At 65.3% G+C, this 23092-nt stretch carries 23 protein-coding genes; 6 read left to right on the forward strand and 17 right to left on the reverse strand.

Annotated features, from left to right (window positions below; all coding sequences use genetic code 11):
- Positions 1 to 4 precede the first annotated feature (4 nt).
- The 7 genes from ACXAG6_RS11710 to ACXAG6_RS11740 all read right to left on the reverse strand — a co-directional run bounded on the left by ACXAG6_RS11710 (position 5) and on the right by ACXAG6_RS11740 (position 6381).
- Entirely contained in the window at positions 5 to 712 is a 708-nt protein-coding gene (locus ACXAG6_RS11710) for an HAD family hydrolase (protein ID WP_475337721.1), read from the reverse strand.
- On the reverse strand, positions 709 to 1770 hold the full coding sequence (locus tag ACXAG6_RS11715) for an ABC transporter ATP-binding protein (RefSeq protein ID WP_475337722.1): 1062 nt from the start codon (positions 1768 to 1770) through the stop codon (positions 709 to 711). Before ACXAG6_RS11715 ends, ACXAG6_RS11710 begins: the two co-directional genes overlap by 4 nt.
- 18 nt (positions 1771 to 1788) lie before the next feature.
- Entirely contained in the window at positions 1789 to 2841 is a 1053-nt protein-coding gene (locus tag ACXAG6_RS11720; protein WP_475337724.1) for an NAD(P)-dependent alcohol dehydrogenase, read from the reverse strand.
- A gap of 4 nt (positions 2842 to 2845) precedes the next feature.
- Positions 2846 to 3088, reverse strand: a complete 243-nt coding sequence (locus ACXAG6_RS11725) for a DUF2160 family membrane protein (protein WP_475337726.1) — start codon at positions 3086 to 3088, stop codon at positions 2846 to 2848.
- Positions 3089 to 3092: 4 nt separating this feature from the next.
- The gene (locus tag ACXAG6_RS11730; RefSeq protein WP_140014519.1) at positions 3093 to 3929 is read right to left on the reverse strand and encodes a carbohydrate ABC transporter permease; all 837 of its coding nucleotides are present in this window, start codon (positions 3927 to 3929) and stop codon (positions 3093 to 3095) included.
- 10 nt (positions 3930 to 3939) lie between these two features.
- Positions 3940 to 4812 (reverse strand): carbohydrate ABC transporter permease, encoded by an 873-nt coding sequence (locus ACXAG6_RS11735; RefSeq protein WP_140014518.1) that lies wholly within the window; start codon positions 4810 to 4812, stop codon positions 3940 to 3942.
- A 117-nt stretch (positions 4813 to 4929) separates the two neighbouring features.
- Entirely contained in the window at positions 4930 to 6381 is a 1452-nt protein-coding gene (locus tag ACXAG6_RS11740; protein WP_475337727.1) for an extracellular solute-binding protein, read from the reverse strand.
- A gap of 218 nt (positions 6382 to 6599) precedes the next feature.
- Between ACXAG6_RS11740 and ACXAG6_RS11745 the strand changes: the two genes are divergently transcribed.
- From ACXAG6_RS11745 to ACXAG6_RS11760, 4 genes are all read left to right on the forward strand, one after another.
- Positions 6600 to 7568: a sugar-binding transcriptional regulator gene (locus ACXAG6_RS11745; protein ID WP_475337729.1), complete on the forward strand. Its 969-nt coding sequence runs from the start codon at positions 6600 to 6602 to the stop codon at positions 7566 to 7568.
- Positions 7565 to 8296 carry an SDR family oxidoreductase gene (locus tag ACXAG6_RS11750; protein ID WP_475337730.1) on the forward strand — a complete coding sequence of 244 codons (732 nt, stop codon included), beginning with the start codon at positions 7565 to 7567 and terminating at the stop codon, positions 8294 to 8296. The genes ACXAG6_RS11745 and ACXAG6_RS11750 overlap by 4 nt, the downstream gene beginning before the upstream one ends.
- 23 nt (positions 8297 to 8319) lie before the next feature.
- Complete coding sequence (locus ACXAG6_RS11755) at positions 8320 to 9048, forward strand: SDR family oxidoreductase (RefSeq protein WP_475337732.1); 729 nt, start codon at positions 8320 to 8322, stop codon at positions 9046 to 9048.
- Between the two features lie 87 nt (positions 9049 to 9135).
- The gene (locus ACXAG6_RS11760; RefSeq protein WP_475337734.1) at positions 9136 to 9903 is read left to right on the forward strand and encodes an NHL repeat-containing protein; all 768 of its coding nucleotides are present in this window, start codon (positions 9136 to 9138) and stop codon (positions 9901 to 9903) included.
- Positions 9904 to 9942: 39 nt separating this feature from the next.
- Here ACXAG6_RS11760 and ACXAG6_RS11765 read toward each other — a convergent pair whose 3' ends face one another.
- Positions 9943 to 10959, reverse strand: a complete 1017-nt coding sequence (locus tag ACXAG6_RS11765) for a Gfo/Idh/MocA family protein (protein WP_475337735.1) — start codon at positions 10957 to 10959, stop codon at positions 9943 to 9945.
- A 104-nt stretch (positions 10960 to 11063) separates the two neighbouring features.
- Here ACXAG6_RS11765 and ACXAG6_RS11770 point away from each other — a divergent pair, with 104 nt between their 5' ends.
- On the forward strand, positions 11064 to 12086 hold the full coding sequence (locus ACXAG6_RS11770) for an SIS domain-containing protein (RefSeq protein ID WP_475337737.1): 1023 nt from the start codon (positions 11064 to 11066) through the stop codon (positions 12084 to 12086).
- 74 nt (positions 12087 to 12160) lie between these two features.
- Here ACXAG6_RS11770 and ACXAG6_RS11775 read toward each other — a convergent pair whose 3' ends face one another.
- From ACXAG6_RS11775 to ACXAG6_RS11810, 8 genes are all read right to left on the reverse strand, one after another.
- Positions 12161 to 13225 (reverse strand): Gfo/Idh/MocA family protein, encoded by a 1065-nt coding sequence (locus tag ACXAG6_RS11775; RefSeq protein ID WP_475337739.1) that lies wholly within the window; start codon positions 13223 to 13225, stop codon positions 12161 to 12163.
- Between the two features lie 4 nt (positions 13226 to 13229).
- Positions 13230 to 14177, reverse strand: coding sequence for an ABC transporter permease (locus tag ACXAG6_RS11780; protein ID WP_475337740.1), 948 nt, complete (start codon positions 14175 to 14177; stop codon positions 13230 to 13232).
- A complete protein-coding gene (locus ACXAG6_RS11785) occupies positions 14177 to 15130 on the reverse strand; it encodes an ABC transporter permease (protein ID WP_475337741.1) in 954 nt (317 codons plus the stop codon). The genes ACXAG6_RS11780 and ACXAG6_RS11785 overlap by 1 nt, the downstream gene beginning before the upstream one ends.
- On the reverse strand, positions 15127 to 16608 hold the full coding sequence (locus ACXAG6_RS11790) for a sugar ABC transporter ATP-binding protein (RefSeq protein ID WP_475337742.1): 1482 nt from the start codon (positions 16606 to 16608) through the stop codon (positions 15127 to 15129). Before ACXAG6_RS11790 ends, ACXAG6_RS11785 begins: the two co-directional genes overlap by 4 nt.
- Before the next feature lie 66 nt (positions 16609 to 16674).
- Positions 16675 to 17700, reverse strand: a complete 1026-nt coding sequence (locus tag ACXAG6_RS11795) for a substrate-binding domain-containing protein (RefSeq protein ID WP_475337744.1) — start codon at positions 17698 to 17700, stop codon at positions 16675 to 16677.
- Positions 17701 to 17746: 46 nt separating this feature from the next.
- Entirely contained in the window at positions 17747 to 18661 is a 915-nt protein-coding gene (locus ACXAG6_RS11800; protein ID WP_475337745.1) for a sugar phosphate isomerase/epimerase family protein, read from the reverse strand.
- 16 nt (positions 18662 to 18677) lie between these two features.
- Complete coding sequence (locus ACXAG6_RS11805) at positions 18678 to 19826, reverse strand: Gfo/Idh/MocA family protein (RefSeq protein WP_475337747.1); 1149 nt, start codon at positions 19824 to 19826, stop codon at positions 18678 to 18680.
- Between the two features lie 42 nt (positions 19827 to 19868).
- Positions 19869 to 20594, reverse strand: a complete 726-nt coding sequence (locus ACXAG6_RS11810) for an SDR family NAD(P)-dependent oxidoreductase (RefSeq protein WP_475337749.1) — start codon at positions 20592 to 20594, stop codon at positions 19869 to 19871.
- A 205-nt stretch (positions 20595 to 20799) separates the two neighbouring features.
- On the opposite strand from ACXAG6_RS11810, the gene ACXAG6_RS11815 reads away from it, so the two are divergent.
- On the forward strand, positions 20800 to 21927 hold the full coding sequence (locus ACXAG6_RS11815; protein ID WP_475337750.1) for a zinc-dependent alcohol dehydrogenase family protein: 1128 nt from the start codon (positions 20800 to 20802) through the stop codon (positions 21925 to 21927).
- Between the two features lie 16 nt (positions 21928 to 21943).
- Here ACXAG6_RS11815 and ACXAG6_RS11820 read toward each other — a convergent pair whose 3' ends face one another.
- Positions 21944 to 23077, reverse strand: a complete 1134-nt coding sequence (locus ACXAG6_RS11820) for an NAD(P)/FAD-dependent oxidoreductase (RefSeq protein WP_475337752.1) — start codon at positions 23075 to 23077, stop codon at positions 21944 to 21946.
- Positions 23078 to 23092: the final 15 nt, after the last annotated feature.

The following is a 23092-nucleotide window of genomic DNA, read 5'->3' on the forward strand; positions in this document are numbered from 1 at the left end:
CGGCTCAGGCGCTTGCTCTGCGCGTCAGCGCGGGAAAGGCAGCCTCAAGCGTATCAACCACCTGCGCCGCGCCGGCCTCCAGCAGCCGTGCGCGATGGCTTTCGCGGATCGGGTCAAGGTGGCCGCCGCCGACAAAGCCGATCGGGTGCATCCCAGCGGCGCGTGCCCCTTCGATGCCATGTGGCGAGTCTTCCAGCACCGCGCAATGCTCCGGCGCAACGCCAAGCTCACGCGCCGCCAGCAAAAAGAGATCGGGCGCAGGCTTGCCGCGCTCCACCGTCTCGGCGCTGAACGCACGGCCCTCAAAATACGCGGCCAACCCGCCAAGACGCAGGGTTTCGCGCATCCGCCGCACCGAGCCACCAGTTGCAATGGCGGTGGGCAGCCCTGCCTCGCTCAAGCGGTCGAGCAGGCGGGTGGCGCCGTCAATCTGCGTGAGCTTCTCGGCATAGACCGCAAACAGCCCGGTCTCCACGCGGTCAACAAAATCGGCGGGCACATCGCGGCCAATGCGCCGGGTGATGTCGCGGCAAATGTCGGTCATCGACACGCCGAGATAGTCGCGCCGAATGTCCTCGGCCCGCGCATCCTCCACGCCCACGGCGCGCATTTCTGTCGCAATCGCCTCCAGCGAATGCGGCTCGCTATCCACGAGGCATCCGTCGAGGTCAAAAATTATCGCCCTGATGTTATGCACGTCGCTGTCGCTCACAGGTGCTTCTCGGTGTTTCTGTCAAAGAGGTGCACCTTCGCCGGGTCGATGATAAAGCCAATCTCCTCGCCGGGTCGCGCCTGAAGGCGCTCCTTCACCACGGCGTCGATCAAATCCTTGCCCGCGCGGGCAAACACCTGTGTCTCCGAGCCGGTCGGCTCCACCACCACCACCTTCACCGGGGTACCCCCCGGCCCGATCTCGATATCCTCGGGGCGGATGCCATAGGTCACGGGCTGGCCCTCTTCCAGCGGCATATCGGGCACCGGCAACGCCATCCCGTCATCGGAAACAAAGTGGCGGCTGTCGCCAGTGCCAGCAATCTTGCCGTGAACGAAGTTCATCGAAGGCGAACCGATGAACCCGGCGACGAAAACGCTTTCGGGCCGGTCATAAAGCTCAAGCGGCGCGCCAATCTGCTCCACCCGCCCGTCCCGCATGACGACGATCTTATCTGCCATGGTCATTGCCTCGATCTGATCGTGGGTCACGTAGACGATGGTGGTTCCCAGCCGCTGGTGCAACTCCTTGATCTCAACCCGCATCGTCACCCGCAGCTTTGCATCGAGGTTCGAGAGCGGCTCATCGAACAGAAACACCTGCGGATCGCGCACGATGGCGCGGCCCATCGCAACCCGCTGGCGCTGCCCGCCCGAAAGCTCCTTGGGGAAGCGTTTGAGATACTTGGTCAGGTCAAGAATGGCCGCCGCATGCTCAACCTTCTCGCGCACCTCCTCCTTCGGGCGCTTCGCCATCTTGAGCGGAAAGCCGATATTGTCGGCCACGGTCTTGTGCGGGTAGAGCGCGTAGCTCTGGAACACCATGGCGATGTCGCGCTCTTTGGGCGCGATGTCGTTAACAACCCGGCCCCCGATGGAAATCTCGCCGCCCGATATCTCCTCCAGCCCCGCAAGCATGCGCAGCAGGGTGGATTTGCCGCAACCCGAGGGGCCGACGAGCACTACAAACTCGCCGTCTTCGATCTGCGCCGAGACCCCGTGCATCACCTGCACGCTGCCGTATCGCTTGATCACATTGTCGATTTTCACGTCAGCCACGGCTGTTCTCCTCGGGTGTCATTGCGGCAGTTCGATCTGCATCTTCACCTCTTCCGGCGGTGCCTCGGCGGCCCGCTGGAAGGCGGCGACGCTGTCGTCGAAGCCATATGTGCTGGTAATCAGGGGTTTCACGTCGATCGCACCCGAGGAAAGCATTGCCAGGCAGCGCGGAAAGACATGTGCATAGCGAAAGATGTTCTCCACACGGGCCTCGCGCACCATCGCCGCACCAGCGTCATAGCTGATCGGGTCCGGCTGGCCGCCGATGAGCGTCACGCAGCCGCCCGGGGCCAGCGGCTCAAAGACGCGCGCCGCCGCCTTGGGCGAGCCGGTCGCCTCCCAAACCACATCCGCGCCCCAGCCCTCGGTTTCTGCCAGCACGCGGGCCGCAAGGTCTTCGCCCGGGGCCAGCACCGGCACAATGGCCGGGCTGAGAGCGGCGGCGATGGCCAGCTTTGTCTCCGAAAGGTCGGTGACGTAAACCCGGGCGCAGCCCGCTGCCAGCGCCGAAAGCGCGGTGACAAGCCCAATCGGCCCGGCCCCCATCACAACGCCCACATCCCCCGGTTTGACCCGGGCCTTGGTGGCCGCATGCACCCCAACCGCCAGCGGCTCCACCATGGCCGCCTCGGCAAAGCTGACGTTCTCCGGCAGTTTGAAGGTGAAGGCCTCAGGGTGCACGCAGGTTGGCCGCAGGATGCCGTGCACCGGCGGCGTGGCCCAAAAGCGCACCGCCGGGTCGACGTTGTAGATGCCCAGACGCGTTGCGCGGGAGTTCGGATCGGGGATGCCCGGCTCGGCGCAAACCCTGTCTCCCACCGCCAGCGTGCGCACCTCATCGCCCACCTCGATCACCGTGCCCGAGGCCTCATGCCCGAGGATCATCGGCGCTTTCACCACGAAGGGTCCAATCCGCCCGTGGGTGTAGTAATGTACGTCAGAACCGCAGATGCCGACGGTGTGCAGCTTGATGCGCACATCGCGCGGGCCCAGCACCTCCTCCTCCCGGTCGATCTGCGGGAAGTCGCGCAGCGAAAGCTCGTGCTTCTGTTCCAAGACCAGCGATTTCATCCGCCTATCCTTTCCAGATGATGTAGAGGCCCGCCGCCACCGAAATGGCATGGGCGATGTAAAGGTCTGCCCCCAGCGGCTCGATGAAGCGCAGCCAGACGAGGCAGATGGCCACCCAGATCACCAGCGAGATGAACAGCCGGTCAAACCAGTTGGTCTCGATCGGCAGAAAGCCGACGGGTGGCGGGGCAGGGGGCGGCACCTCTTCTTCGAGGATGTCGATGGGTTCGTTGTCGATCTCGGTCATCTCATCACCCTTTCACGGCGCCAAAGGTGAGCCCGGCCACGATATGGCGCTGCACCATGGTGAAGACGATCAGCGCCGGGATCAGGGTGAACACCGAGATCGCCGCCATGATCCCCCATTCTGTGCCGGTGGTGGTGACGTATTCACTGAGCCCCGTCGTGAGCGTGCGGGCGTTGAAGTTGGTGAGCGTGGCGGCCAGCAGATATTCGTTCCACGCAAAGACCCAGGTCAGGATCAGCGTAACGGCAAGGCCCGGGCGGCAGAGCGGAAAGACCACTTCCGAGATCACCTTCCAGCTCGACGCGCCGTCAACATAGGCCGCCTCGTCCAGCTCGCGGGGGATGCCGTCCAGCGTGGGCCGCAGCGTCCAAATGGCGAAGGGCAGGTTGAAGGTGCAATAGACCATGATCATGCCAAACCGGGTGTCCAGCAGGGTGAAATCCCCGATCCGGTAAACCTGCGTCATCAGCAGGAAGAGCGGCAGCAGGAACACCGCGGGCGGGGCCATCCGGTTGGTGATGGTCCAGAAAAAGATGCTCTCCTTGCCACCAAGGTTGAAGCGCGTCAGCGCGTAGCAGGCAAAGAACCCAAGCGTGGTGCAGAGCAGCGCGTTGCCCGAGGAGATGATGAGCGAGTTCAGCATGTAGCCGCGCAGCGTCCGGTCTGTCCAGACATCCACGTAGTTCTGCCAATAGGCCCCGCGCAGAATGATATCGGGGGTCGAAAACAGGTCCACCGCCGGTTTCACCGAAATCACGAAGAGCCAGTAGATCGGGAACAGCGTGAGGAAGCTGATGATGACCCAAAACAGGGTTTGCAGCCATGGATTGCGCTTTTTCATCTCTGCGGCCTCACTTCTTGTTCCGGGGGGCGAGCATGCCGACGTAGAGCAGCCAGCAGACGACGATGGTGAGGTAGAGCACGATCACCGAAATGGCCGAGCCGTAGCCGTAGTTGGTCTTCGGAAAGACCTCCTTGAAGATGTGCACGCCAAGGTAGCGCGTGGCCGAGCCGGGCCCGCCGCCGGTGAGCATCAGCACCTCGTCCACCGTGCGCAGCGCGTCCATCAGCCGGATGAAGACGGTGGCCACCACGGCGGGTGCGATCATCGGCAGGGTGATATGCCAGAAGATCTGGCGCTTGTTCGCCCCGTCGATCTGCGCCTGCTCGAACGGATCGGCTGGCAGCGAGACAAGCGCGGCAATGAGCGTAAGCGTCACCAGCGGCGTCCAGTGCCAGACATCCATGATGACCGTGATGGTAAAGGCCGCAAGCGCCGACTGGCCGATGTTGAGATCATAGCCAAACCACTCGTCGAGCAGGTGCGGGATGATCCCGATCGAGGGGGTGGTCATCAGCTTCCAGATCGAGCCAACGATGATCGGCGCCATGATCAGCGGCAGCGTGTGGATGGTGCGAAAGATCGCCTTGCCGGGAAAGTCGCGCATGAAGGCGCGGGCCAGCATGTAGCCGATCACCAGTTCGGTGAGCACCGCGAAGACAACGAAGGCCACCGTGACGCCGAGTGAATTCAGGAAGGCGGTGTCAAACACCAGGCGGCGGAAGTTTTCGGCGCCGTTGTAGATGATGTCGGGGTTGGTGGCAAAGGGGTTCCACTGATGGAACGCCAGCCACAGCACGTAGAAAAAGGGCACCGCGCCGAAGAGGAAGAGCACGAGCAGGGTGGGCGAAAGCAGCCACCAGCCCAATCTGTTGGAACGCATCTGGCCAACCTTTCCTGTCAGGGAGCGCGGTGAAAATCGCCCCGGGTGGAGCGTCTGTGAAGGCGAGGGCGGGCCGCCCGGGAGCAGGCGGCCCGCCGCGAGAGCTTGGCTGCGGGCTTACTCGCGGTAGCCCAGCGTCTTCAGCTCTGCCTCGGCCTCTGCGGCCATCTTGTCGAGCCCTTCGCTGACAGGCGTGTCACCGGTGAGGATCGAGTAGAAGGTGGGCGCGGTCGCCTCCAGCACCTGCCGGTGGAACGGGTACTCCGGCGCGCCTTTGAACAGGTAGCCCTGATCCTTCATCATGGTGAAGTAGCCGCCAAGCTCCTCGTCGAGCTCCTTGACCATCGGCGTGTCATAGGTGCTGTCGAGCGTGATGCGCGAGGCCATCGCCCATTGCTCCTGCACCTCGGGCAGTGCCATGAATTGCAGGAACAGCAGCGCCGCATCCTGGTTCTTGGAGGTCGCGGGCAGGCCAAAGGCACCGCCGTCGTAATAGCCGATGTAGCCCTCACCAGCTTCGGCGGCACCCATCACACCCTCTTGCAGCGGCGGCAGGGCCACGCCCACATTGCCAACCACACGGCTCTTGGTCTCGTCAGCGGCGATCCAGGCTGCGTTTTCCCCATAGACCAGCCCCTGAGCAACCCGTCCTGCGGCAAAGGTGGTGGCCACTTCCGTCCATGTGGACTGCACCGATTCCGGCGGCGCGATGTCACGCATCGAAAGCCACCATGTCAGCGCTTCCTTGGCCGCGTCCGAGTTCATCTCGCCGCCATTCTCAACGCTGGCACCGTAGTTCTCGCCGGGGTTGATGCCCCAGTCGTACACGCCATAGGTCGGCGCAACACTCTCGAAGAACTCATACCACGAGGCCGGGTGGCCGGTGTGGGCCTGAGCCGTCGTGCCCCAGAGGTCCATATCGTTCTCTTCACCATAGGCGGTAAAGAACTGCGCGATCTCGGCGTATTCCTCGTGGGTCGTGGCCGGGGCAAGGTCTCGGCCCGTCTGCTCCTTGAAGGCGGCCTGAATATCGGCATCGCCAAAGAGGTCGGTCCGGTAAAGGTAGATCTTGATGAAGGCTTCCATCGGAATGCCGTAGAGGTCGCCATCCTCGGCACCGCGGAAGTTGTCGGCAAAGGTGGTGAAGTTGGCCTCGTCGTAGCCCGGCGCTTTCAGCTCGGACTTCTCGGCCAGCGCCTTGGTGGTGTTCACCAAAAAGTCGCGGGCGAGGTAGGCATAAACGATGTCCTGCTCGATATAGACCATGTCATAGATGCCGGTGCCGGCCTCCATATCCTTGATCGCCTTGTCATACATCTGATCCCAAGAGGTAGTTTCCACCTCCACGCGAATGCCGGTGAGCTCCTCGAATTTCGGCGCGAGCACATCGCCCACAAAGTTTGACGGCGGGGTGCTTTCCGTCACGCCGCGCAGGGTGACGCCTTCAAACTTGGCACCGGCCTCCTGCCACCAGTCCTGGTTTTCAATGGTCATGTCCTGTGCGCCCGCAAAGCCGGCAGCAAGGCAAAGTGCCAGCGCTGAGGCGCCGGTTCTAAATGCGATCTTCATGGTGTCCTCCCAAAAGGTCTTATGTGTCGCGGCAATGCGCCAGCAAGGCTCTATCCCCCTCACGCCAACGCCTCCTCGTGGGCTTCGATTTACATATGTAATGAGGGTCGCGCAAGTGAAAAATATCATTTGTATTGCTTGCCTGACATATGCATTTCATGCCATGTGAACCCACCGGCGCATGATCTGCCTGCGCCAAGGGAGGAACGGGAGAAGCAATGCCGCGCGATCCGCAGGACGACAGCGATGCCTTCATTTGCGAGGTATGCTGGCACTATTTCATCAACGAAATGACCCAGGCCGAAGTGGCCCGCATGATGGGAGTCACGCGGTTGCGGGTGAATCAGGCGATACAGAAGGCGCGGGCACAAGGGACGGTGCGCATCGAGATCGACTCGCCCTTCTTGCCCTGCATCGAATTGCAGGAACGGCTGCGCAGCGCGCTCGGGCTGACCAAGGCGCTTGTCGCCCCGGCAAACCGCGAGGCCTATGATTATCACACCCCCGTTGGCGCGGCGCTGTCGAGCTACCTGACCGAAGAGTTGCGCGATGGCGGCTGGAAGCGCCTTGGCGTGTCTTGGGGCCTTACGTTGGAAAGCGCGGTGCGGCGTCTGCCCCGGCTCTCCAACCCGGCGCTGGAGGTTGTCTCCATGCTCGGTGGCACCTCGCGCGGGGCCTCCTTCAATGCCTTTTCCATCGCCTCCGGCCTCGCCGAAAAGCTGGGCGCGCAATACTCCCTGCTCACCGCGCCGGTCTATCTATCCGAAGGGGTCGATAGGGCCGCCTTTCTGGCGCAGGAGCTCTTCGCCGCGCATTTTGCCAAATTCGAAGATCTCGACGCCGCTGTGCTGACGGCAAGCGATGTGTCTGACAAGTCGTTCCTTGTGGCCAATGGCCTGCCCAGCGAGGTCACGGCGGCAGACCTGCGTGCGGTGGGGGCCATCGGCGATGTGCTGGGCCGCTTTCTGGGCACCGACGGCAAGCCGATTGACCATCCGATTGACCGGCGCGCCATCGGCGTTTCGATGGAAACCGTCGCCCAAGTGCCGCTGAAGATCATGGCCGCCGCAGGGGCGCACAAGGCCCCGATCATCCGTGCCGCCACGCGGGCCGGGCTGGTCGATACCCTGGTAACAGATGACGTAACCGCCGAGCTGCTCTTGGCGGCGGAGGAGGAGGGCGCATGAGCGACGATTTCAAAGGCCGGACGGCCATCATCACCGGCGCGGGCAAGGGCATTGGTCGCGCCACGGCGCAGCTTCTGGCCGCGCGAGGGGCGCAGGTGGTGGCCATCGCCCGCACCGCCGCCGATCTCGAGAGCCTTGCCGCCGAAACCGGCGCACGGGCCATTACCGCGGATCTTGCCGATACCGCCGCGGCGCGCGCGGCGATGGACGAGGCCGGGCCAGCCGATTTTCTGGTCAACTGCGCGGGCACCAATGTGCTGGAAAGCGTGCTGGAGATGACCGAAGCAGGCTATGAGACGGTGCTTGGCATCAATCTTCGCGCCGCTCTGGTCTGCGCTCAGGCCTTCGCCCATGCCCGTGTCGCGGCGGGCGGCGGCGGGGCCATCGTCAACGTCACCTCCATTGCCGGGCACCGGGGCTTTGCCGAGCACATGTGCTACGCCGCCTCCAAGGCCGGGCTGGAGGGCGCGAGCCGGGTCATGGCCAAAGAACTCGGCCCCTACGGCATCCGCGTCAACTGCGTTGCCCCGACCATCACCATGACAGAGCTGGCCGCCGAGGCCTGGAGCGATCCGGCAAAATCCGAGCCGATGATGGTGCGCCATCCTGTCGGGCGGTTTGCCGAGGTCGAGCATGTGGCCCGGGCCATCGCCACGCTGCTGGGGGCCGATAGCGACATGGTAACGGGCACGGTGCTGCCCGTTGACGGTGGCTTTCTGGCCGTCTGATCCGCATTTAAGGGAGAGAGAGAATGGCATCACGTTTCGAAGGCAAGGTTGCAACCATCACCGGCGGCGCTTCGGGGATCGGGCTGGCCACCGCAGAGGCGCTGCTGGGGGAGGGCGCCACCGTGGTGCTGGTGGACCGCGACGAGGCCGCTCTGGCGCGTCTGACCGAGCAGCACGGGGCCCGCTGCCTCGCGCAGGTTACCGACTTGCTCAATGCCGAGAGCTGTAACGCGATGGTGCCCGAGATCCTCGCCAAGACCGGGCAGATCGACATCTTGCATTGCAACGCGGGCAGCTACATCGGCGGCGATTTGGCAGACACCGATCCGGCCACCATCGACCGTATGCTGGGCCTCAACATCAACGCGGTGATGAAAAACGTGCACGCCGTCATCCCCCATATGAGCGAGCGCGGCACCGGCGATATCATGGTCACATGCTCCGTTGCCGGCCATGCGGCGATCCCTTGGGAGCCGGTCTATTCCGGCTCGAAATGGGCGATGACGAGCTTTGTGCAAATCATGCGCCGCCAGCTCATGGGCAAGGGCATCCGAGTGGCGCAGGTGTCGCCCGGGCCGGTTCACTCGGCGCTGCTGGCCGACTGGCCCGAAGAGAACCTGCGCAAAGCCAAGGAAAACGGCGCGCTGCTGGAGCCGGGGGAGGTGGCGGATGCGGTGGTGTTTGCCCTTTCCCGCCCGCGCAATGTGACGATCCGCGATATGGTCGTGCTGCCCTCCAGCTTCGACATTTAGGCCGGGGCCAAAACATCCTGAGAGCCACAGCTTGACCGCAGCCCACCTTGTGCCTCACTCTTCACAAGAGCCAGCCCCCGGTGTGCCATGCGTTTCTCGGCCCTTGTCCTAGCCCTCGTCACCCTCGCCGCCACCCCGGCGCGCGCGGAACTCCTGCACCGCCTCACCCTGCCGGGCCTTCGCGGGGTCTCCATCGCCTATGATGCGCAGGTCTGCGGCTTCTGGATCGCCACCGAGGGGCGCGAGGTGATCCTGCTCAACACCACTGGCGAAGAGATCCAGCGGTTTGAAAGCGGCTTGTCTCAGGTGCGCAGCCTCACCGCCGAGCCCGGCGCGCTGCTGCTGGCCGATGGCTGGGGCGGCTTTCGTCGGGTCGACAGGTCTGGCCGCCCGATCGACAGTGATTTCTCCCTTTCCGCCACCCTCTCCGACACCGAAGGCCTGCACGCCGATGCAGACGGCAGCTATCTGGTGGTGGAGGATGACCCCTCCCGCCTGCTGCGCGTGGCCCCGGACGGCGCGGTGCTGATGGAACTCTGGGGCGATGGCTTCAGCCCGCCGATGATCGAGCCGCAGGGGGTGGAGCGTGATCCGTTCTCCGGCAACATCCTCGTGGTGGATGATAACGAAGGCCTCAACGCGCTCTTCGAACTGTCGCCCGAAGGCGAGGTGCTATCCGTCACCCCGCTCTCGGAGTGGGGCTTCGACGCCGAGGGCGTGGCCCTGCAACCCGAAACCAGCACCCTGATGATCGGCTTTGACGGCGGCAACGCGGTGGCAATCTTCGACTGGCTCCCAACCGGGCGCTCCATCGAAACCCCGCTTGCCCGCGGGCCGGATTGCGCGTTCTCCTAGCCAATCTGGCATCGGCCAATGCCGTCGATGGCCCGAGGGCTAAAGCGTAACCACCGCGCCGGTGCGAATGCTCTCATCGGCGGCAAGACAGATCGCAAGGCTTTGCACCGCATCCTCGGCATGGCGCGCAAGGTCGATATCCTCGGCAATGGCGCGTAGCAAAAACGCCTGCTCGGCATCGCAAAGCGTCTGATGGCTCGGCTCATCGGGCAGGTCGATCACCTCATCACCCCCGGGCCGGTGCAGCTTGAGCCCACCCACCCGGGTGTGCCCCTCGATCTCCGAAGAGCCGCCCTTGTCGCCATCCATGATCGAAACGGACCCTGCAGGGCTGACGATATCCTTCACGAAAAACGCGGTCTCCGACATCATCGGCCCCCAACCGGCCTCATACCAGCCCACCGAGCCATCCTCGAACACCACCTGAAACTGGCCGTAGTTATACATATCCGCCGCGATCTCATCGCTCAGCCGCAGCCCCATGCCATGCACCCGCAGGGGCCGCGCATCGGTGATCTGGCACATCACATCAACATAATGCACGCCGCAATCCACGATGGGCGAGGTGGTGCGCATCAGCGCCTTGTGGGCGTCCCATTCCGCACCGCTGGATTGCTGGTTGAGGTTGAGGCGAAACACATAGGGGCCGCCCAGGGTACGCGCCTCGGCGATCAGCCGCTGCCACGAGGGGTGATGGCGCAGAATATAGCCAACGGCGAGCTTGCGGCCCGTGGCACGGGCGGTGTCCGCCACCCGGCGGGCATCTTCCACCGTGGCCGCCAGTGGCTTTTCCACAAACACATGCGCGCCAGCCTCCATTGCCGCAACGGCATATTCGGCGTGGCTGTCGGTATGGGTGGCAATCACCACAAGCTCGGGCTTAAGGGCCAGCCCCTCCTCCAGTGTGGGAAACACCGGATAGCCATCCAGCGCATCCGGCAGGTTGGGCGCAGAACGGTTCACCAGCCCGATGATCTTGGAGGCTGGGTTGGCGTGGTGCGCCAGCGCATGGCTGCACCCCATATTGCCAAGGCCCACGATGAGCGTGCGTGTCATGCGGTGTCTCCCTTCCGCCGCGAGACTGGCCCGGCGCAGCGGAGAGGGCAAGTATTGTGCCCGGGGGGCAGGCCGGGCAGGGTGGCACGAACGGAGGAGAGGCAATGAGCGACAAAAGCCTGATGCGCCGGGAGATCGAGGAGATCCCGGCAGCGGTGGAGCGGTTGCTGACGGCGGGGGCTGTGCCCCGGGTGGCGCGGGCGGTCACGGCACGCTATCCGGCCTATTTCGTCACCGTCGCGCGCGGCTCCTCCGACCATGCCTGCACCTTCTTCAAATACGCTGCCGAGCTTGTGCTGGGGCGCGTGGCGGCCTCTGTCGGGCCCTCTGTCGCCTCTGTCTACGCCGCGCCCCTGCGGTTGGAGGGGGCGGTGGCGCTCTCGGTGTCGCAATCCGGCGGCAGCCCCGACATCGTGGAAATGACCCGTGCGGCCCGGGTCGGTGGCGCGCTGACACTGGCGCTCACCAACACGCCTGCCTCGCCGCTGGCAGAGGCTGCGGCGGAGGTGGTGGATATCTGCGCCGGGCCCGAGCGCTCGGTGGCGGCGACCAAGAGCTTCGTCACCTCCGCACTGGCGGCGCTCTGGCTGGTGGCCGAGGTGGCGCAGGACGCGGCGCTGCTGGCGGCGATCCGGGCGCTCCCCGAGGCGTTGGCGCGCGCAGTAGAGGCCGACTGGAGCGCGGCGGCAGAGGCGATGGACGCGGGCGGCTCGCTCTATGTGCTGGGCCGGGGGCCGGGCTGGGCCATGGCCAGCGAGGCGGCGCTGAAGTTCAAGGAATGCTGCCAGACCCACGCCGAGGCCTATTCTTCCGCCGAGGTGCTGCATGGCCCGGTGAGCATCGTCGGGCGCGGCTTTCCGGTGTTGGCGCTCGCCTGCGGCGATGCGGCAGAGGCAGGCGTCGCTGACATGGCCGACCGGTTGGCCGGGCAGGGGGCTCAGGTCTTTGCCACCACCGCACTGGCACAGGCGGCCCACGTGCTGAAGGCCCCCCGCACTGGCCACGGGCTGACAGACCCGCTGGCGCTGATCGTCGCCTTCTACGCCATGGCCGAAGCCGTGGCCCGCGCCCGAGGGCTGGACCCGGACGCGCCACCCCACCTTCGCAAGGTCACGCAAACCGTCTGAAGCCTGAGATGGCGCGCTCTAACCGCCTTGGCCGATAGGGCGAGGCGATTGGCATCTGTGAACAGGCAGCAAGCTCATGCCAGCAATTTCAGCGTGCGCTTCTCGGCAGCCGATTGCGCTGCAGTGTCAATGATCCGCTGTGCGGTGAGGCAAAGCGCCGGGTCAAGCGGGCCGTCGATGGCCCCGCCGCTCTTCAGGCGCGAGAGCATGAACTCCACAGGGTTGCGCTCGCCCTCCGGCAGCGGCTGCACGGGCACCGCATGCACCTCGGGCCGGGCGCAGGTTTGCAGGGTGACGTGGTCGGCATAGTCGAGGCTGGTGAGCGTGCCGTCAGAGCCGATGAAGGTGAAGCCGCAGGCGGGCTGGGGCTGGGTGATCCACGGCTCAGTGAAGGTGCCCCAGCGGGTTTCCATCTTGCTGAGGCCCTTGGCGTAGCGGCAGATGGTGATCGAGTGCTGATCCACCTCGATGCCCGGCGTTTCGTCGACCACGCAGGTCACCTCAAGCGGGGCCGCGCCGTTCATGAACCACGTGCCCAGCGTTGCGCCATAGCCGAGGTAATCGAGCAGGGAGCCACCGCCAGAGGCGCGTTTGTACCACCAGCTCTCAGGCTTCTGCCGCTCCACCTCCTCGGGCGTCACCTCCACCTTGTCGGCGAGGTGAAACAGCGGCCCCCGGTTGCCGCCATAGCTGCGCACTTCCCGCAGCTCGCCAATCTCCCCGGCGTCTACCAAGGCCTTCGCCGTCACATGGCTCTCCACCCAGCGCAGCGGCCAGTTGATCGCCATGCGCCCGCCGCCCGCCTCCATCGCGGCGATCATCCGGCGGGCCTCGTCGGCAGAGGCCGCGAAGGGCTTTTCAACCATCAAGTTGCAGCCCGTAGGCGCGATGCGCTCGGCCATATCCGCATGGCTGGCGGTGGAAGAGCAGAGAATGGCAAGGTCCGGCGCGGTGGCCAGCGCAGGCTCCAGTTCGGTGAACACCCGGCTCTCCGGCAGGCCAAAGGCCTCCACCGCCGCCTGCATCTTCGCCCTGTCCGGATCAAAGAGCGCGCAGATCTCCGCCTCCGGGTGCGCGTGAACCATCCGCAGCAGATCACCCATATGCATGTGGTCAAAGGAAATTCCGGCGATCTTCATCACGCTACCTCGTATCGGTGAGCCGCAGGTGAATGGCCGCAACGCCAAGGATGATGCCGCCAAACAGAATGCGCCGCGCCCCCTCGGGCATATGCAGCAGCGTCAGCATGGTGCCGAGCACGGTGAGGATGAGCGCGCCCACGATGGTGCCCGCATAGCCGCCCCGCCCCCCAAAAATCGAGGTGCCTCCGATCACCGCCGCCGCCACCGACGGCAGCATCAACGGCACCGCGAGCGACAGCGACGGCGCCTTGATGAGCCCGACATAGAGTAGCCCCGCCACCCCCGCGATCAGCCCCGACAGCGCGTAAAGCGCAAGGTGCACCTGCCAGCCCCGCACCCCTGCCAACCGCGCCGCGCCCTCGTTGTCGCCCATGGCATAGAGCAAGCGGCCAAAGCCCGTGCGCTTTTGGGCAAAGAGGATGAGCGCGGCGAAGGGGAGGAACAGCACCAGCGCATTCGGAAAGCCCCATGTGCGCCCGGTGCCGAGCCACGCAAGGCCATCAGGCACGACAGACCCGGTGGCGATCACCGTGCTTTGGTAAACCTGCAGGCACCCCGTGCCGATCAGCCCGGTGCCCAGCGTGATGATCAGCGGATGCACCCGGAAGAAGCCCACGCCGATGCCGTTCAGCAGCCCGATCATCACCGCAGGCACCAGCGATAGCGCAATCGCCCCGGCGGGGCCGTAAAACGGCACCAGCGTGGCCATGACGAAGCTGGAAATGGTGGCGACGATGGCGGCTGAAAGGTCGATCCCGCCGGTCAGCATGGTCAGCGTCTGGCAGGCGGCCAGCATGGCCAGCGGAATGGCGAATTTCACCGTGTTTGCGATCCACCGCTCGCCCACGATGCCGGGGCGCATGATCTCAAGGATGCCCACCAGCAGCGCCAGCAACACCAGCAGCGGAATGATCGGATGATCGCGCAATAGGGCCTTGAGCCTGTCCATCACAGCTTTCCCTTCGCCGCGAGCAGCCCGCCGATCATGACAACAACCACCATGATCGTGCCCTCGATGATCGCTGAAACATTGGGATCAACGCTCAAGAGCGTCAGGTCCATCCGCACCAGCCGCAGGATGAACACCGCAATCAGCGGCCCCAGCAGCCCCCCCTTGCCGCCACCCAGCACCACGCCGCCCAGCACCACGGCGGCCACGCTGGCCAGTAGGTAAGGACCGGGGATCGGCTCGCCAATGCCGGTGGAGAGCGTCAGCGACAGCCCCCCCATCGCGGCAAACACCCCCGCAAGCGCATAGGCCACGATCCGGGTGCGCCCCACGTTCACGCCCGAGCGAAACGCCGCCAGCGCATTCGAACCCACCGCATAAAGCGAAAGCCCCGTGCGCGAGCGCCGGATCGGCAGCCACACAATGGCCACCAGCACTAGCAAAAACACCAGCGCGCGCGGCACCCCGCCGAGGCCCGGAATCGGCAGGCCGCTAATGATGAACCCGCGCAGCCACTCTGCCGCATCGCCGCCCGGCGCATTGAGGATGAGCAGCGCCACGCCCTCCCAAACAAACAGCATCGCCAGCGTCACCACGATGTCGGGCACGCGGGTGATGTTGATGAGCAAGCCGTTCAGCGCGCCCATCCCGGCCCCCATCGCCAACACCAGCAGCACGATCCCGGCAGAGATCGCCCCGCCATTGCCCTCCATCAGCACCGCCGCCGTCACCGAGCAGACCGCCATCATCGAGGCGATGGAGAGGTCGATGCCCCCTGCAATCACCACCACCGCCTGCGCCACGGTGGCAAAGGCAAAGGGCAGGGCGGCGCGGGCAAGGCTTTCCACCCCGCTCGCGCCGAAGGTCGGCTGTATCAGCTTGGTTGCCGCGAAGAGGGCGGCGAGGATCACCGCAAGCCCGGTGATCCACGCATGCTTGCGCAGCGCCTTCATGCCGCATCCCCCGTCAGCCCGTAGGCGGCGCGCATCAGCCGCGCCTCATCGGCCTCTGCAGCGGGCATAGTATCGACCACGCGGCCATTGAAGATGACGATGCAGCGGTCGCAGGCCAGTTGAATTTCTTCCAGCTCGGAGGAGTAGAACAGCACCGAAGCGCCCCCCTCGGCCAGCTCCCGCACCAGCGGGTAGATCTGGCGCTTGGTGCGCACGTCGATGCCCCGGGTCGGGTCAAACAGCAGCAGGGTGTCGCAGCCGTGGGCGAGCCATCGCCCGATGGTCACTTTCTGCTGGTTCCCGCCAGAGAGGCGGCCCACTTCGCCCTGCGCGCGGGTATCAATCTGAAGCCGCTCGATGGTGCGCGCCACCACCTCGCCCTCCCGCTTCATCGAGATCGGCCCCCAGGCTCGGGCGCGAGCCGAGAAGGGCAGGGCGAGGTTGTCTCTGACGCTCTGTTGCATGGCCAGCGCATCGGCGCGGTTGCCGGGCACGAAAGAGAGGCCGGCGGCAATCGCATCCGCCGGGTGCGCAAACCGCCGCGCAGCGCCCTCCACTTCAATCACACCGCGATCAGGCTTGCGGGCGCCCGCCAGCACCTCAAACAGCTCATCCTGCCCCTGGCCCTCCAGCGCCACCACACCCAGAACCTCGCCGGGGTGGAGCGCAAAGCTCACGTCCCTGAGCTGCCCGCCTGCACCAAGCCCCTTCACCGCCACACGCGGCGTGCCCTGCGGCGCGGTGGCTATCCGCTCGGCGGCGGTCTCACCGGGCTTGATCGCCTCGCCCAGCATCAACTCAACAATCCGCTCCTCCGCGCCCGTCGCAATCGGCACCTCGCCCACGGTCGCCCCATCGCGCAACACCACGGCGCGCTGGCACACCTGCGCGATCTCCGCAAAGCGGTGCGATATGTAAATCACCGAGCGCCCGGCCTCGGCCTGTTGCTGCACCACCTTCAGCACCGCCTCCACCAGATCGGTGGGCAGGGCGGCTGTCATCTCGTCCAGCAGCAGCACATCCGGCTCAGAGGCCAGTGCACGGGCAAGGTCGATGATGCGCAGCGTGGCCAGCGGCAGGCTGTGGATCATCGCGGAAAGGTCAAACCCTGCAAACCCCAGCTCCCCCATCCAAGCGGCAAACCTGGCCGGATCGGTCCCGCCAAGGCGCAGGTTGTCGCCCACATCCAGATCCGGGATCAACGAGGGCTCCTGATACACCGGCACCAGCCCGCTCTTGCGCGCCTCCGCTGGCGAGCCCACGGCCCGCTCGGCTCCGCGAATGCGCACATGCCCGCCATCAGCCTTCAGTGCTCCGGTCAGTATTTTCACAAAGGTCGATTTGCCCGCGCCATTGGCCCCCATCAGGGCCACGATCTCGCCCCGGCGGATCGTCAGAGCGGCGCCCTTCAGGGCCACCACCGCGCCAAACCGCTTCTCTACGCCGCTGGCGTCCAGCAGCGGAGCCTCATCTGCCATATCGCCTCGTTTCACATGCGTTTCAAAGGGTTGGCCGGGCACGTTCATGCGCCCGGCCGAAGCGATTTATTCGCCCGGGCCCTTGCAGGCGATGATGTCTTCCATCGAGTAGTCGGTCCAGCCGGGGATCTGCACCGAAACCGGCCACTCCGGGTCCAGATCGGGGTTTTGCGCCGCCGCAATCTGCTCCTTGCCGGCGTCATCGTTGTTGGCCCAAAGGCTCGGGTCCACCAGCACCACGCGCTCTTCGGGGGCCTCACCTTCGAGGATCTGCAGCGCCAGCGTCACCCCCGCGCCACCGATCGAGCCGGGGTTGGTCACCGCCGCGCCGGTCAGCCCCTCCACGTTGGCCAATTGGCCCACGAACCCGGCATTGTCAGCGCCCACCACGGGCACCAAGTCCACATCGCTCTCCACCAGCGCATCGACGATCACGTTGTCGATCCCAGAGGTCCAAATGCCGTCGAAAGGAATGCCAGTGGCGATGTAATCAAGGATCTGCTGCTTGCCCTTGTCCTGCTGCCAGCCGGTAAAAACCTCCTGCGCGATCTTCACATCGGGAAACTCCTCCAGCGCCCGCTTGAAGCCCTTGTCACGGTCGTCATCCGCCGCAGCGCCCGCCGCTCCGCGCATGTAAACCACCTCGCCCGAGCCGCCGATGGTCTCGAAAAGCCACTTGGCGCCGAGGTAGGCGTATTCTTCCTGATTGTTGCTCAGGATATAGGCACCCTCCGCGTTCACGCCCTGATCGACGGCCACCACAACGATGCCCTTGTCGGTCGCTTCCTTCACCGCATCGGCAATGCCGTCGGGGTTGGCAGGGTTCACCACAATCGCATCCACGCCCGCTTCGATCAGGTTGCGAATGTCCTCCGACTGGCCCGCCGCATCGGTGTTGCGATGGGCGATGTTGAGGCTGTCGACCTTGCCCGACACCAACGCCTGCGCCTTCATCGCGCAAACCATCTCTTCGCGCCATCCGTTGCCCTGCACCGTGTTGGAAATGCCGATGGTGTATTCGGCTGCCGCCATGCCGGTGAGCGCCATCGTCAGCCCCGCCGCGGCGGTTGTGGCTTTCAGTAGTGTCTTCATTGTCTTCCCTCCCTAGAAAAAGTGAATATTCAGACGGTTACACGGGTTACTTGATGTAGGGCTGCAGCACGTCACGGGCGAGCAGAAAGCCCCGTTTCACCGCCTCCTCATCGGTCTCGAACACCTTGTCCTCATGCTCGATGATCACCGGCCCATTATAGCCCGCACGATAAAGCCCGGAGAAAAACCCGGGCCAATCCACATCCCCCAAGCCCGGCATGCGCGGTACCTGCCAGCCCATGCCAACGCTCATCACGCCATTCTCATAAAGCCCGTCCCGGTCGATCATCACGTCCTTCGCATGCACATGGGCCATGCGGGGGCCAAACTCCTTGATAAAGCGGGCCTGGTCGATCATCTGCCAAACAAGGTGCGACGGGTCGAAGTTCATGCCCACCGCATCGCCCCATTCCTCGAAAATCCGCCGCCAGATCTTCGGGCTATAGGCAATGTTGTGCCCGCCGGGCCATTCATCATGGCTGAAGATCATCGGGCAATTCTCGAAGCAGAGCTTCACGCCCGCGTCCTCGGCATGGCCGACGATCGGCGAGAAAATCTGCCTCGCCCTTTGCCAGTTTTCGTCTACATTCAGCGACTTGTCGCCACCAATGAACGTGTTCACCACCGGCACCGAAAGTGTGGCAGCCGCTGTGATCACATGCTTGAGGTGGCCGATCACCTCCTCGCGGTGCGAGGCGTCTGCGTGCAGCGGGTTCGGGTAGTACCCCAGCGCCGAAATCGAAACGCCCAGCTCGGCCAACCCGCCGGTAATCTCCTGCGCCTGTCCCTCCGACAGCCCGTTGCAATCAATATGCGAGGTGCCCGCATAGCGCCGCGCCTCGCCGCCGGAGGCGGGCCAGCAGGCAACCTCCAGCAGCCCCATGTCCACCTCAGCCGCCCATCGCGCCACCTCCATCAAAGGAGCGGTCTCGAAAGGGGCTGTCAAAATGCCAAGTTTCATGTTTGTATTCCTCGTCTTATCCGCCGATCTTCACCCATGCGCCGCTTTGGGCACTGGCAAGGACCGCCTCGCAGAATTCCATCTCAAAATGCCCGTCGGCAAAGCTCGCCCAAGTCGACGCCTCCTGCCGCCCGCCCGCCAGCACATCGCTGTAAACTTGCGAGAACAGGGCAAAAAACGTGTCGGCAAAGCCTTCTACATGCCCGCCGGGCAAATGCGCCGCCGCCGCGCCCGTGGCATTCATCAGCGCCGCATCGCGCTGCAATATCTGGTTCGGGCCGTCGCGGTGCCCGATGAACAGGTGGTCCGGCGTTTCCGAGTTCCACTCCGCACTGGCCGTGCTTCCGGCAATGTCCCAGCGCAGCGAATTCTTCCGCCCCGGAGAGACCTGGCTCACCGTCAGCGAGCCTCGCGCCCCGGAGGGATAGCGTAGCAATATCAGCGCGGTATCTTCCGTAGTTACAGTAACCTTCTCGGTCGCACCGGAAGCGGCGGTAAAGGTCTCCACCGGCCCCGTTGGCTTGTCGCGCTGCTTGAGGAAGGTGCTCAGCTCGGCCAGTACCTCCACCGGCTTTTCGCCCGCCACAAAGCTGGTGAGGTCGGCCCAATGGGTGCCAATATCGCCCACCGCCCGCAGGTCGCCCCCCTTGTCGCCCTCCAGCCGCCAGTTCCAGTCGGTCGGCTTGGCGAGCCAATCCTGCACGTAATGGCCGGTAATCAGGCGCAAATCCCCAAGCTCGCCTGCCGCAACCATGCCCCGCGCCTGCTGGTTCAGCGGGTAGAAACGGATGTTGTAGCACACCGCACAGACCAGCCCCGAGGCCTCGGCCAGCGCCACCAACTCCGCCGATTGCGCCGCCGTCATCGTCAGTGGCTTCTCGCAGACCACATGCTTGCCCGCCTCGATCAGCGCCTTCACCTGCGGGTAATGCAGGTGGTTGGGCGAGGTCACATGCACCGCCTGCACGCTCTCATCGGCGCAAAGCTGCTCCAGCGTGTCAAACGGGGCCAAGCCCAGCCCCTCCGCCGCCTTTGCGCTGCGCTCGGGCGAAGAGCCCAACACGCCGCGCAGATCCACCCCCAAACGCCGCAGCGCCCAAACGTGAACCGTTCCAATAAAGCCGGTGCCGATCACGGCAACGCCGATGCGCGAGAAATCCGTCATCGCGTTTCGCCCCAGAGCGGGGCGCCTCCCTTTGTGAAAGTCTCAAACAACCGAGTAGCCCCCGTCAACCGGAATGCATGCTCCTGTCATGAATCCCGCCGCTTCCGAGGCCAAAAACAGCACCGGCCCGGCGATATCCTCGGGCTGGCCCCAGCGGCCCAGCGGGGTGCGGGCGTTCACATTGGCCACATGGGTCGCGTCTTCGCGGCTCCGTGCCGATTGCGCCGTGACAATGAAGCCAGGCGCCACCGCGTTCACCCGTATCCCGTCCTCTGCCCAGGCGATGGCGAGCGACTTGGTCAACTGCTGCACGGCGGCCTTGGAGGCCCCATAGGCCGGGTTCTTCGGGCTGCCGAACCCGGCATACATCGAGGCGATGTTGATGAGGCAGCCCTTGGCCTCGGCGAGCTGGGGCCGAAAGGCGAGGGCGCAGCGCATGGTGCCGGTCAGGTTGATGTCGAGCACCTTCGAGAAGAACTCCGGCGCCATCTCCTCGCCCCGCGCCGTGATCGCCGCGCCGTTCACCAGCACGTCGAGCCGGGGCATGGACGCAGAAAGCGCCTCCACGGCGGCGCCGTCTGTTACATCAAGCTGGTGGTAGGCAAAGCGGTCGGCATCCTCCGGGGCAGGGGCCGCCTCAACGCCGGTAATCGTCACCTCCGCGCCCGCGTCCTGAAACGCCCGTGCAATGGCCGCGCCAATGCCCGCGCGGCTCGCGCCGATCACCAGAACACGCTGCCCCTCAAAGGCGGCGCTCACCTGATGCATCCTTTCGGCGTGATGCTGTGCATCCCTCCCCCCAAGGCCCTTTTCGGGCCGTGTAATCGTTTACATTGCAGGTCAAACATCCCACGGCGGCAGCACTTGTAAACGATTACAATCTCGCCCCGGCGCGGCGGCCTTGTCAAGCGGGGATGGACAAGCCCGGGGTGCGGCGCAATGGTGCCGGAGCAAAAGTCAGGGAGATTTGCCAATGAAAACGCGGGTGGCGCTTCTGCGCGAAATGGGGGCCGCGCGGCCCTATTCTCAAAGCAAACCGCTGCAAATCGTCGAAGCCGAGCTTGCGCCACCGGGGCCGGGGGAGTTGCTCGTCAAGATGGCCGCCGCCGGGCTCTGCCATTCCGACCTCTCCACCATAAACGCCGACCGCCCGCGCGAGATGCCCGTGGCGCTTGGCCATGAGGCCAGCGGCGTGGTGCAACAGGTTGGCCCCGGCGTCACCCGCTTCGCACCCGGCGATCACGTGGTGCTGGTTTTCGTGCCCACCTGCGGCCAATGCCTGCCCTGCGCCGAGGGGCGCCCTGCGCTCTGTGAGCCGGCGGCAGTTGCGGCGGCGGCTGGCACCCTGATGAGCGATGAAAAGAAGATCTCGGTCGATGGCACGCCGGTAAACCACCACATCGGCGTCTCGGCCTTTTCCGAGCACGCGGTCGTGGCCGAAGGCTCGGCGGTTAAGATCGACAAGGACATCCCCCTCGACAAGGCCGCGCTTCTCGGCTGCGCGGTCCTCACCGGGGTCGGCGCTGTCATCAACGGCGGCCATCTCGAAATGGGCCAAAGCTGCGCCGTTGTCGGTCTCGGCGGGGTCGGCCTCGCCGGGTTGCTCGGGGCGATAGCTGCGGGGGCAGGGCAGGTGGTCGCCTGCGACATCGCCGAAGACAAACGCGCCTTCGCACTGGAGCTCGGCGCACATCTGGCCGTGGATCCGGCCGAGCCGAACGCGGTCGAAAAGCTCAAGGAAGCCACCGGCGGCGGCGTCGATCTAGCCGTTGAGCTTGCCGGCGTGGTGCCCGCGCTCGATTTCGCCTGCAAGATCACCCGGCGCGGCGGCGTCACCGTCACCGCGGGCCTGCCGCACCCGTCAAAGGTGCTCGAGGTTCCGGTGGCCGCGCTCACGGTCAGCGACGCTACGATCCGCGGCAGCTACGTCGGCTCCTGCGTGCCCAAGCGCGACATCCCTCGGTTTGCCCGGATGATGCAGCAGGGCCAGCTCCCAATCGAAAAGCTGATGACCCACAAGATCAAGCTCGATGAGATCAACGAAGGCTTCGAGCGGCTGGCCGCAGGGCAGGCGATCCGTCAGGTCATCGCATTCGACTGAGCCGCACGCCCAGGCCTTAGCCCGTCAGCGCGGGCCGGTCGGGCGCGATGGTTTCGGCGCTGAGGCCGGTATCGCCCACCGCCTCCGCAACCGGGCGGCCCAGCACCAGCGTGGCCGCAAGCCGGGCCATGCCGGGCGAGGTCTGCACGCCGGTGCCGCCCTGGCCGGCCAGCCAGAAAAAGCCCGGCGCCCCCGGCGAAAACCCCACCACCGGCAGGTGATCGGGCGCAAAGCTGCGCAGCCCGGCCCATTTGCTCTCGATCCGGCGCACCTCAACCGCGCAGGTGGTCATCAGCCGGTCCGCGCAAATCGCCACGTCCATCTCCTCGGGCTGGGCATCGCAGGGGGCGGAGGGCGTTTCATCTGCCGGAGAGGCAAGCAGCCGCCCGGCATCGGGCTTCACGTAGAAATCCTCCGCCGCATCCACGATCATCGGCAGCGCCCCCACGTCGATCCCCTCGGGCGCCGCCACGGTGATCGCCGTGCGCCGCTTCGGCTGAAGGCCTACGCGTGCCACACCGGCCATCCCGGCCAATTCGTCGGCCCAGGCCCCCGCCGCATTCACCACCACGCCCACCCGCAGGCTCCCGTCACCCACGCTCACCCGCCAGCAGCCGCCCTCACGCACAAGCGCCGTCACAGGCGCACCCATCCGCACCTGCGCGCCCGCCGCCTTGGCCTGCCGAAAGAACCCTTGAAGCAGCGCATGCACATCGATGTCACTTGCAGCCTCGTCCAGAAAGGCGCGCTTCACATGGCCCGGCCGCAAGATCGGCGCACGCGCCTCAGCCTCTTCGCCACTCATCCAGATCAGCCGCTCCGGGGCGCGCATGTGGCCCGGCAGGGCCTCCAGCGCAGCAAGCTGATCCTCGCTCGCCGTGCGCATCAGCCCACGCGGGGTGAGCAGCGGCACATCGGCAAACCCCTCCGGCGGGGCGTCGAAAAACGGGCGGGAGAGGGCGGTGAGCGCCTGCATCGCGCTGCTGCCATAGCCCGGCGCGAAGAGCGCCGCCGAGCGGCCCGAGCTGTGGTATCCCGGCTGCTGCTCCGCCTCGATCAGCACCACCGAAGCGCCCTTGGCGATTTCTGCCGCAGCCGAAACCCCGGCGATCCCGCCCCCTATCACCGCTACGTCGAAGTCTGTCTGCATGTCCGGGCTCCCTTC

The sequence above is a fragment of the Vannielia sp. ABF1_015 genome, assembly GCF_056160745.1.

Bases quoted from the DNA above. Each gene is read 5' to 3' on its own strand.
- ACXAG6_RS11765 (WP_475337735.1), bottom strand. From the start codon at position 10,959: ATGACACGCACGCTCATCGTGGGCCTTGGCAATATGGGGTGCAGCCAT.
- ACXAG6_RS11780 (WP_475337740.1), bottom strand. From the start codon at position 14,177: ATGGACAGGCTCAAGGCCCTATTGCGCGATCATCCGATCATTCCGCTG.
- ACXAG6_RS11760 (WP_475337734.1), top strand. From the start codon at position 9,136: ATGCGTTTCTCGGCCCTTGTCCTAGCCCTCGTCACCCTCGCCGCCACC.
- ACXAG6_RS11735 (WP_140014518.1), bottom strand. From the start codon at position 4,812: ATGCGTTCCAACAGATTGGGCTGGTGGCTGCTTTCGCCCACCCTGCTC.
- ACXAG6_RS11740 (WP_475337727.1), bottom strand. From the start codon at position 6,381: ATGAAGATCGCATTTAGAACCGGCGCCTCAGCGCTGGCACTTTGCCTT.
- ACXAG6_RS11800 (WP_475337745.1), bottom strand. From the start codon at position 18,661: ATGAAACTTGGCATTTTGACAGCCCCTTTCGAGACCGCTCCTTTGATG.
- ACXAG6_RS11725 (WP_475337726.1), bottom strand. From the start codon at position 3,088: ATGACCGAGATCGACAACGAACCCATCGACATCCTCGAAGAAGAGGTG.
- ACXAG6_RS11815 (WP_475337750.1), top strand. From the start codon at position 20,800: ATGAAAACGCGGGTGGCGCTTCTGCGCGAAATGGGGGCCGCGCGGCCC.
- ACXAG6_RS11795 (WP_475337744.1), bottom strand. From the start codon at position 17,700: ATGAAGACACTACTGAAAGCCACAACCGCCGCGGCGGGGCTGACGATG.
- ACXAG6_RS11785 (WP_475337741.1), bottom strand. From the start codon at position 15,130: ATGAAGGCGCTGCGCAAGCATGCGTGGATCACCGGGCTTGCGGTGATC.
- ACXAG6_RS11730 (WP_140014519.1), bottom strand. From the start codon at position 3,929: ATGAAAAAGCGCAATCCATGGCTGCAAACCCTGTTTTGGGTCATCATC.
- ACXAG6_RS11810 (WP_475337749.1), bottom strand. From the start codon at position 20,594: ATGCATCAGGTGAGCGCCGCCTTTGAGGGGCAGCGTGTTCTGGTGATC.
- ACXAG6_RS11790 (WP_475337742.1), bottom strand. From the start codon at position 16,608: ATGGCAGATGAGGCTCCGCTGCTGGACGCCAGCGGCGTAGAGAAGCGG.
- ACXAG6_RS11770 (WP_475337737.1), top strand. From the start codon at position 11,064: ATGAGCGACAAAAGCCTGATGCGCCGGGAGATCGAGGAGATCCCGGCA.
- ACXAG6_RS11805 (WP_475337747.1), bottom strand. From the start codon at position 19,826: ATGACGGATTTCTCGCGCATCGGCGTTGCCGTGATCGGCACCGGCTTT.
- ACXAG6_RS11775 (WP_475337739.1), bottom strand. From the start codon at position 13,225: ATGAAGATCGCCGGAATTTCCTTTGACCACATGCATATGGGTGATCTG.
- ACXAG6_RS11820 (WP_475337752.1), bottom strand. From the start codon at position 23,077: ATGCAGACAGACTTCGACGTAGCGGTGATAGGGGGCGGGATCGCCGGG.
- ACXAG6_RS11745 (WP_475337729.1), top strand. From the start codon at position 6,600: ATGCCGCGCGATCCGCAGGACGACAGCGATGCCTTCATTTGCGAGGTA.
- ACXAG6_RS11720 (WP_475337724.1), bottom strand. From the start codon at position 2,841: ATGAAATCGCTGGTCTTGGAACAGAAGCACGAGCTTTCGCTGCGCGAC.
- ACXAG6_RS11750 (WP_475337730.1), top strand. From the start codon at position 7,565: ATGAGCGACGATTTCAAAGGCCGGACGGCCATCATCACCGGCGCGGGC.
- ACXAG6_RS11755 (WP_475337732.1), top strand. From the start codon at position 8,320: ATGGCATCACGTTTCGAAGGCAAGGTTGCAACCATCACCGGCGGCGCT.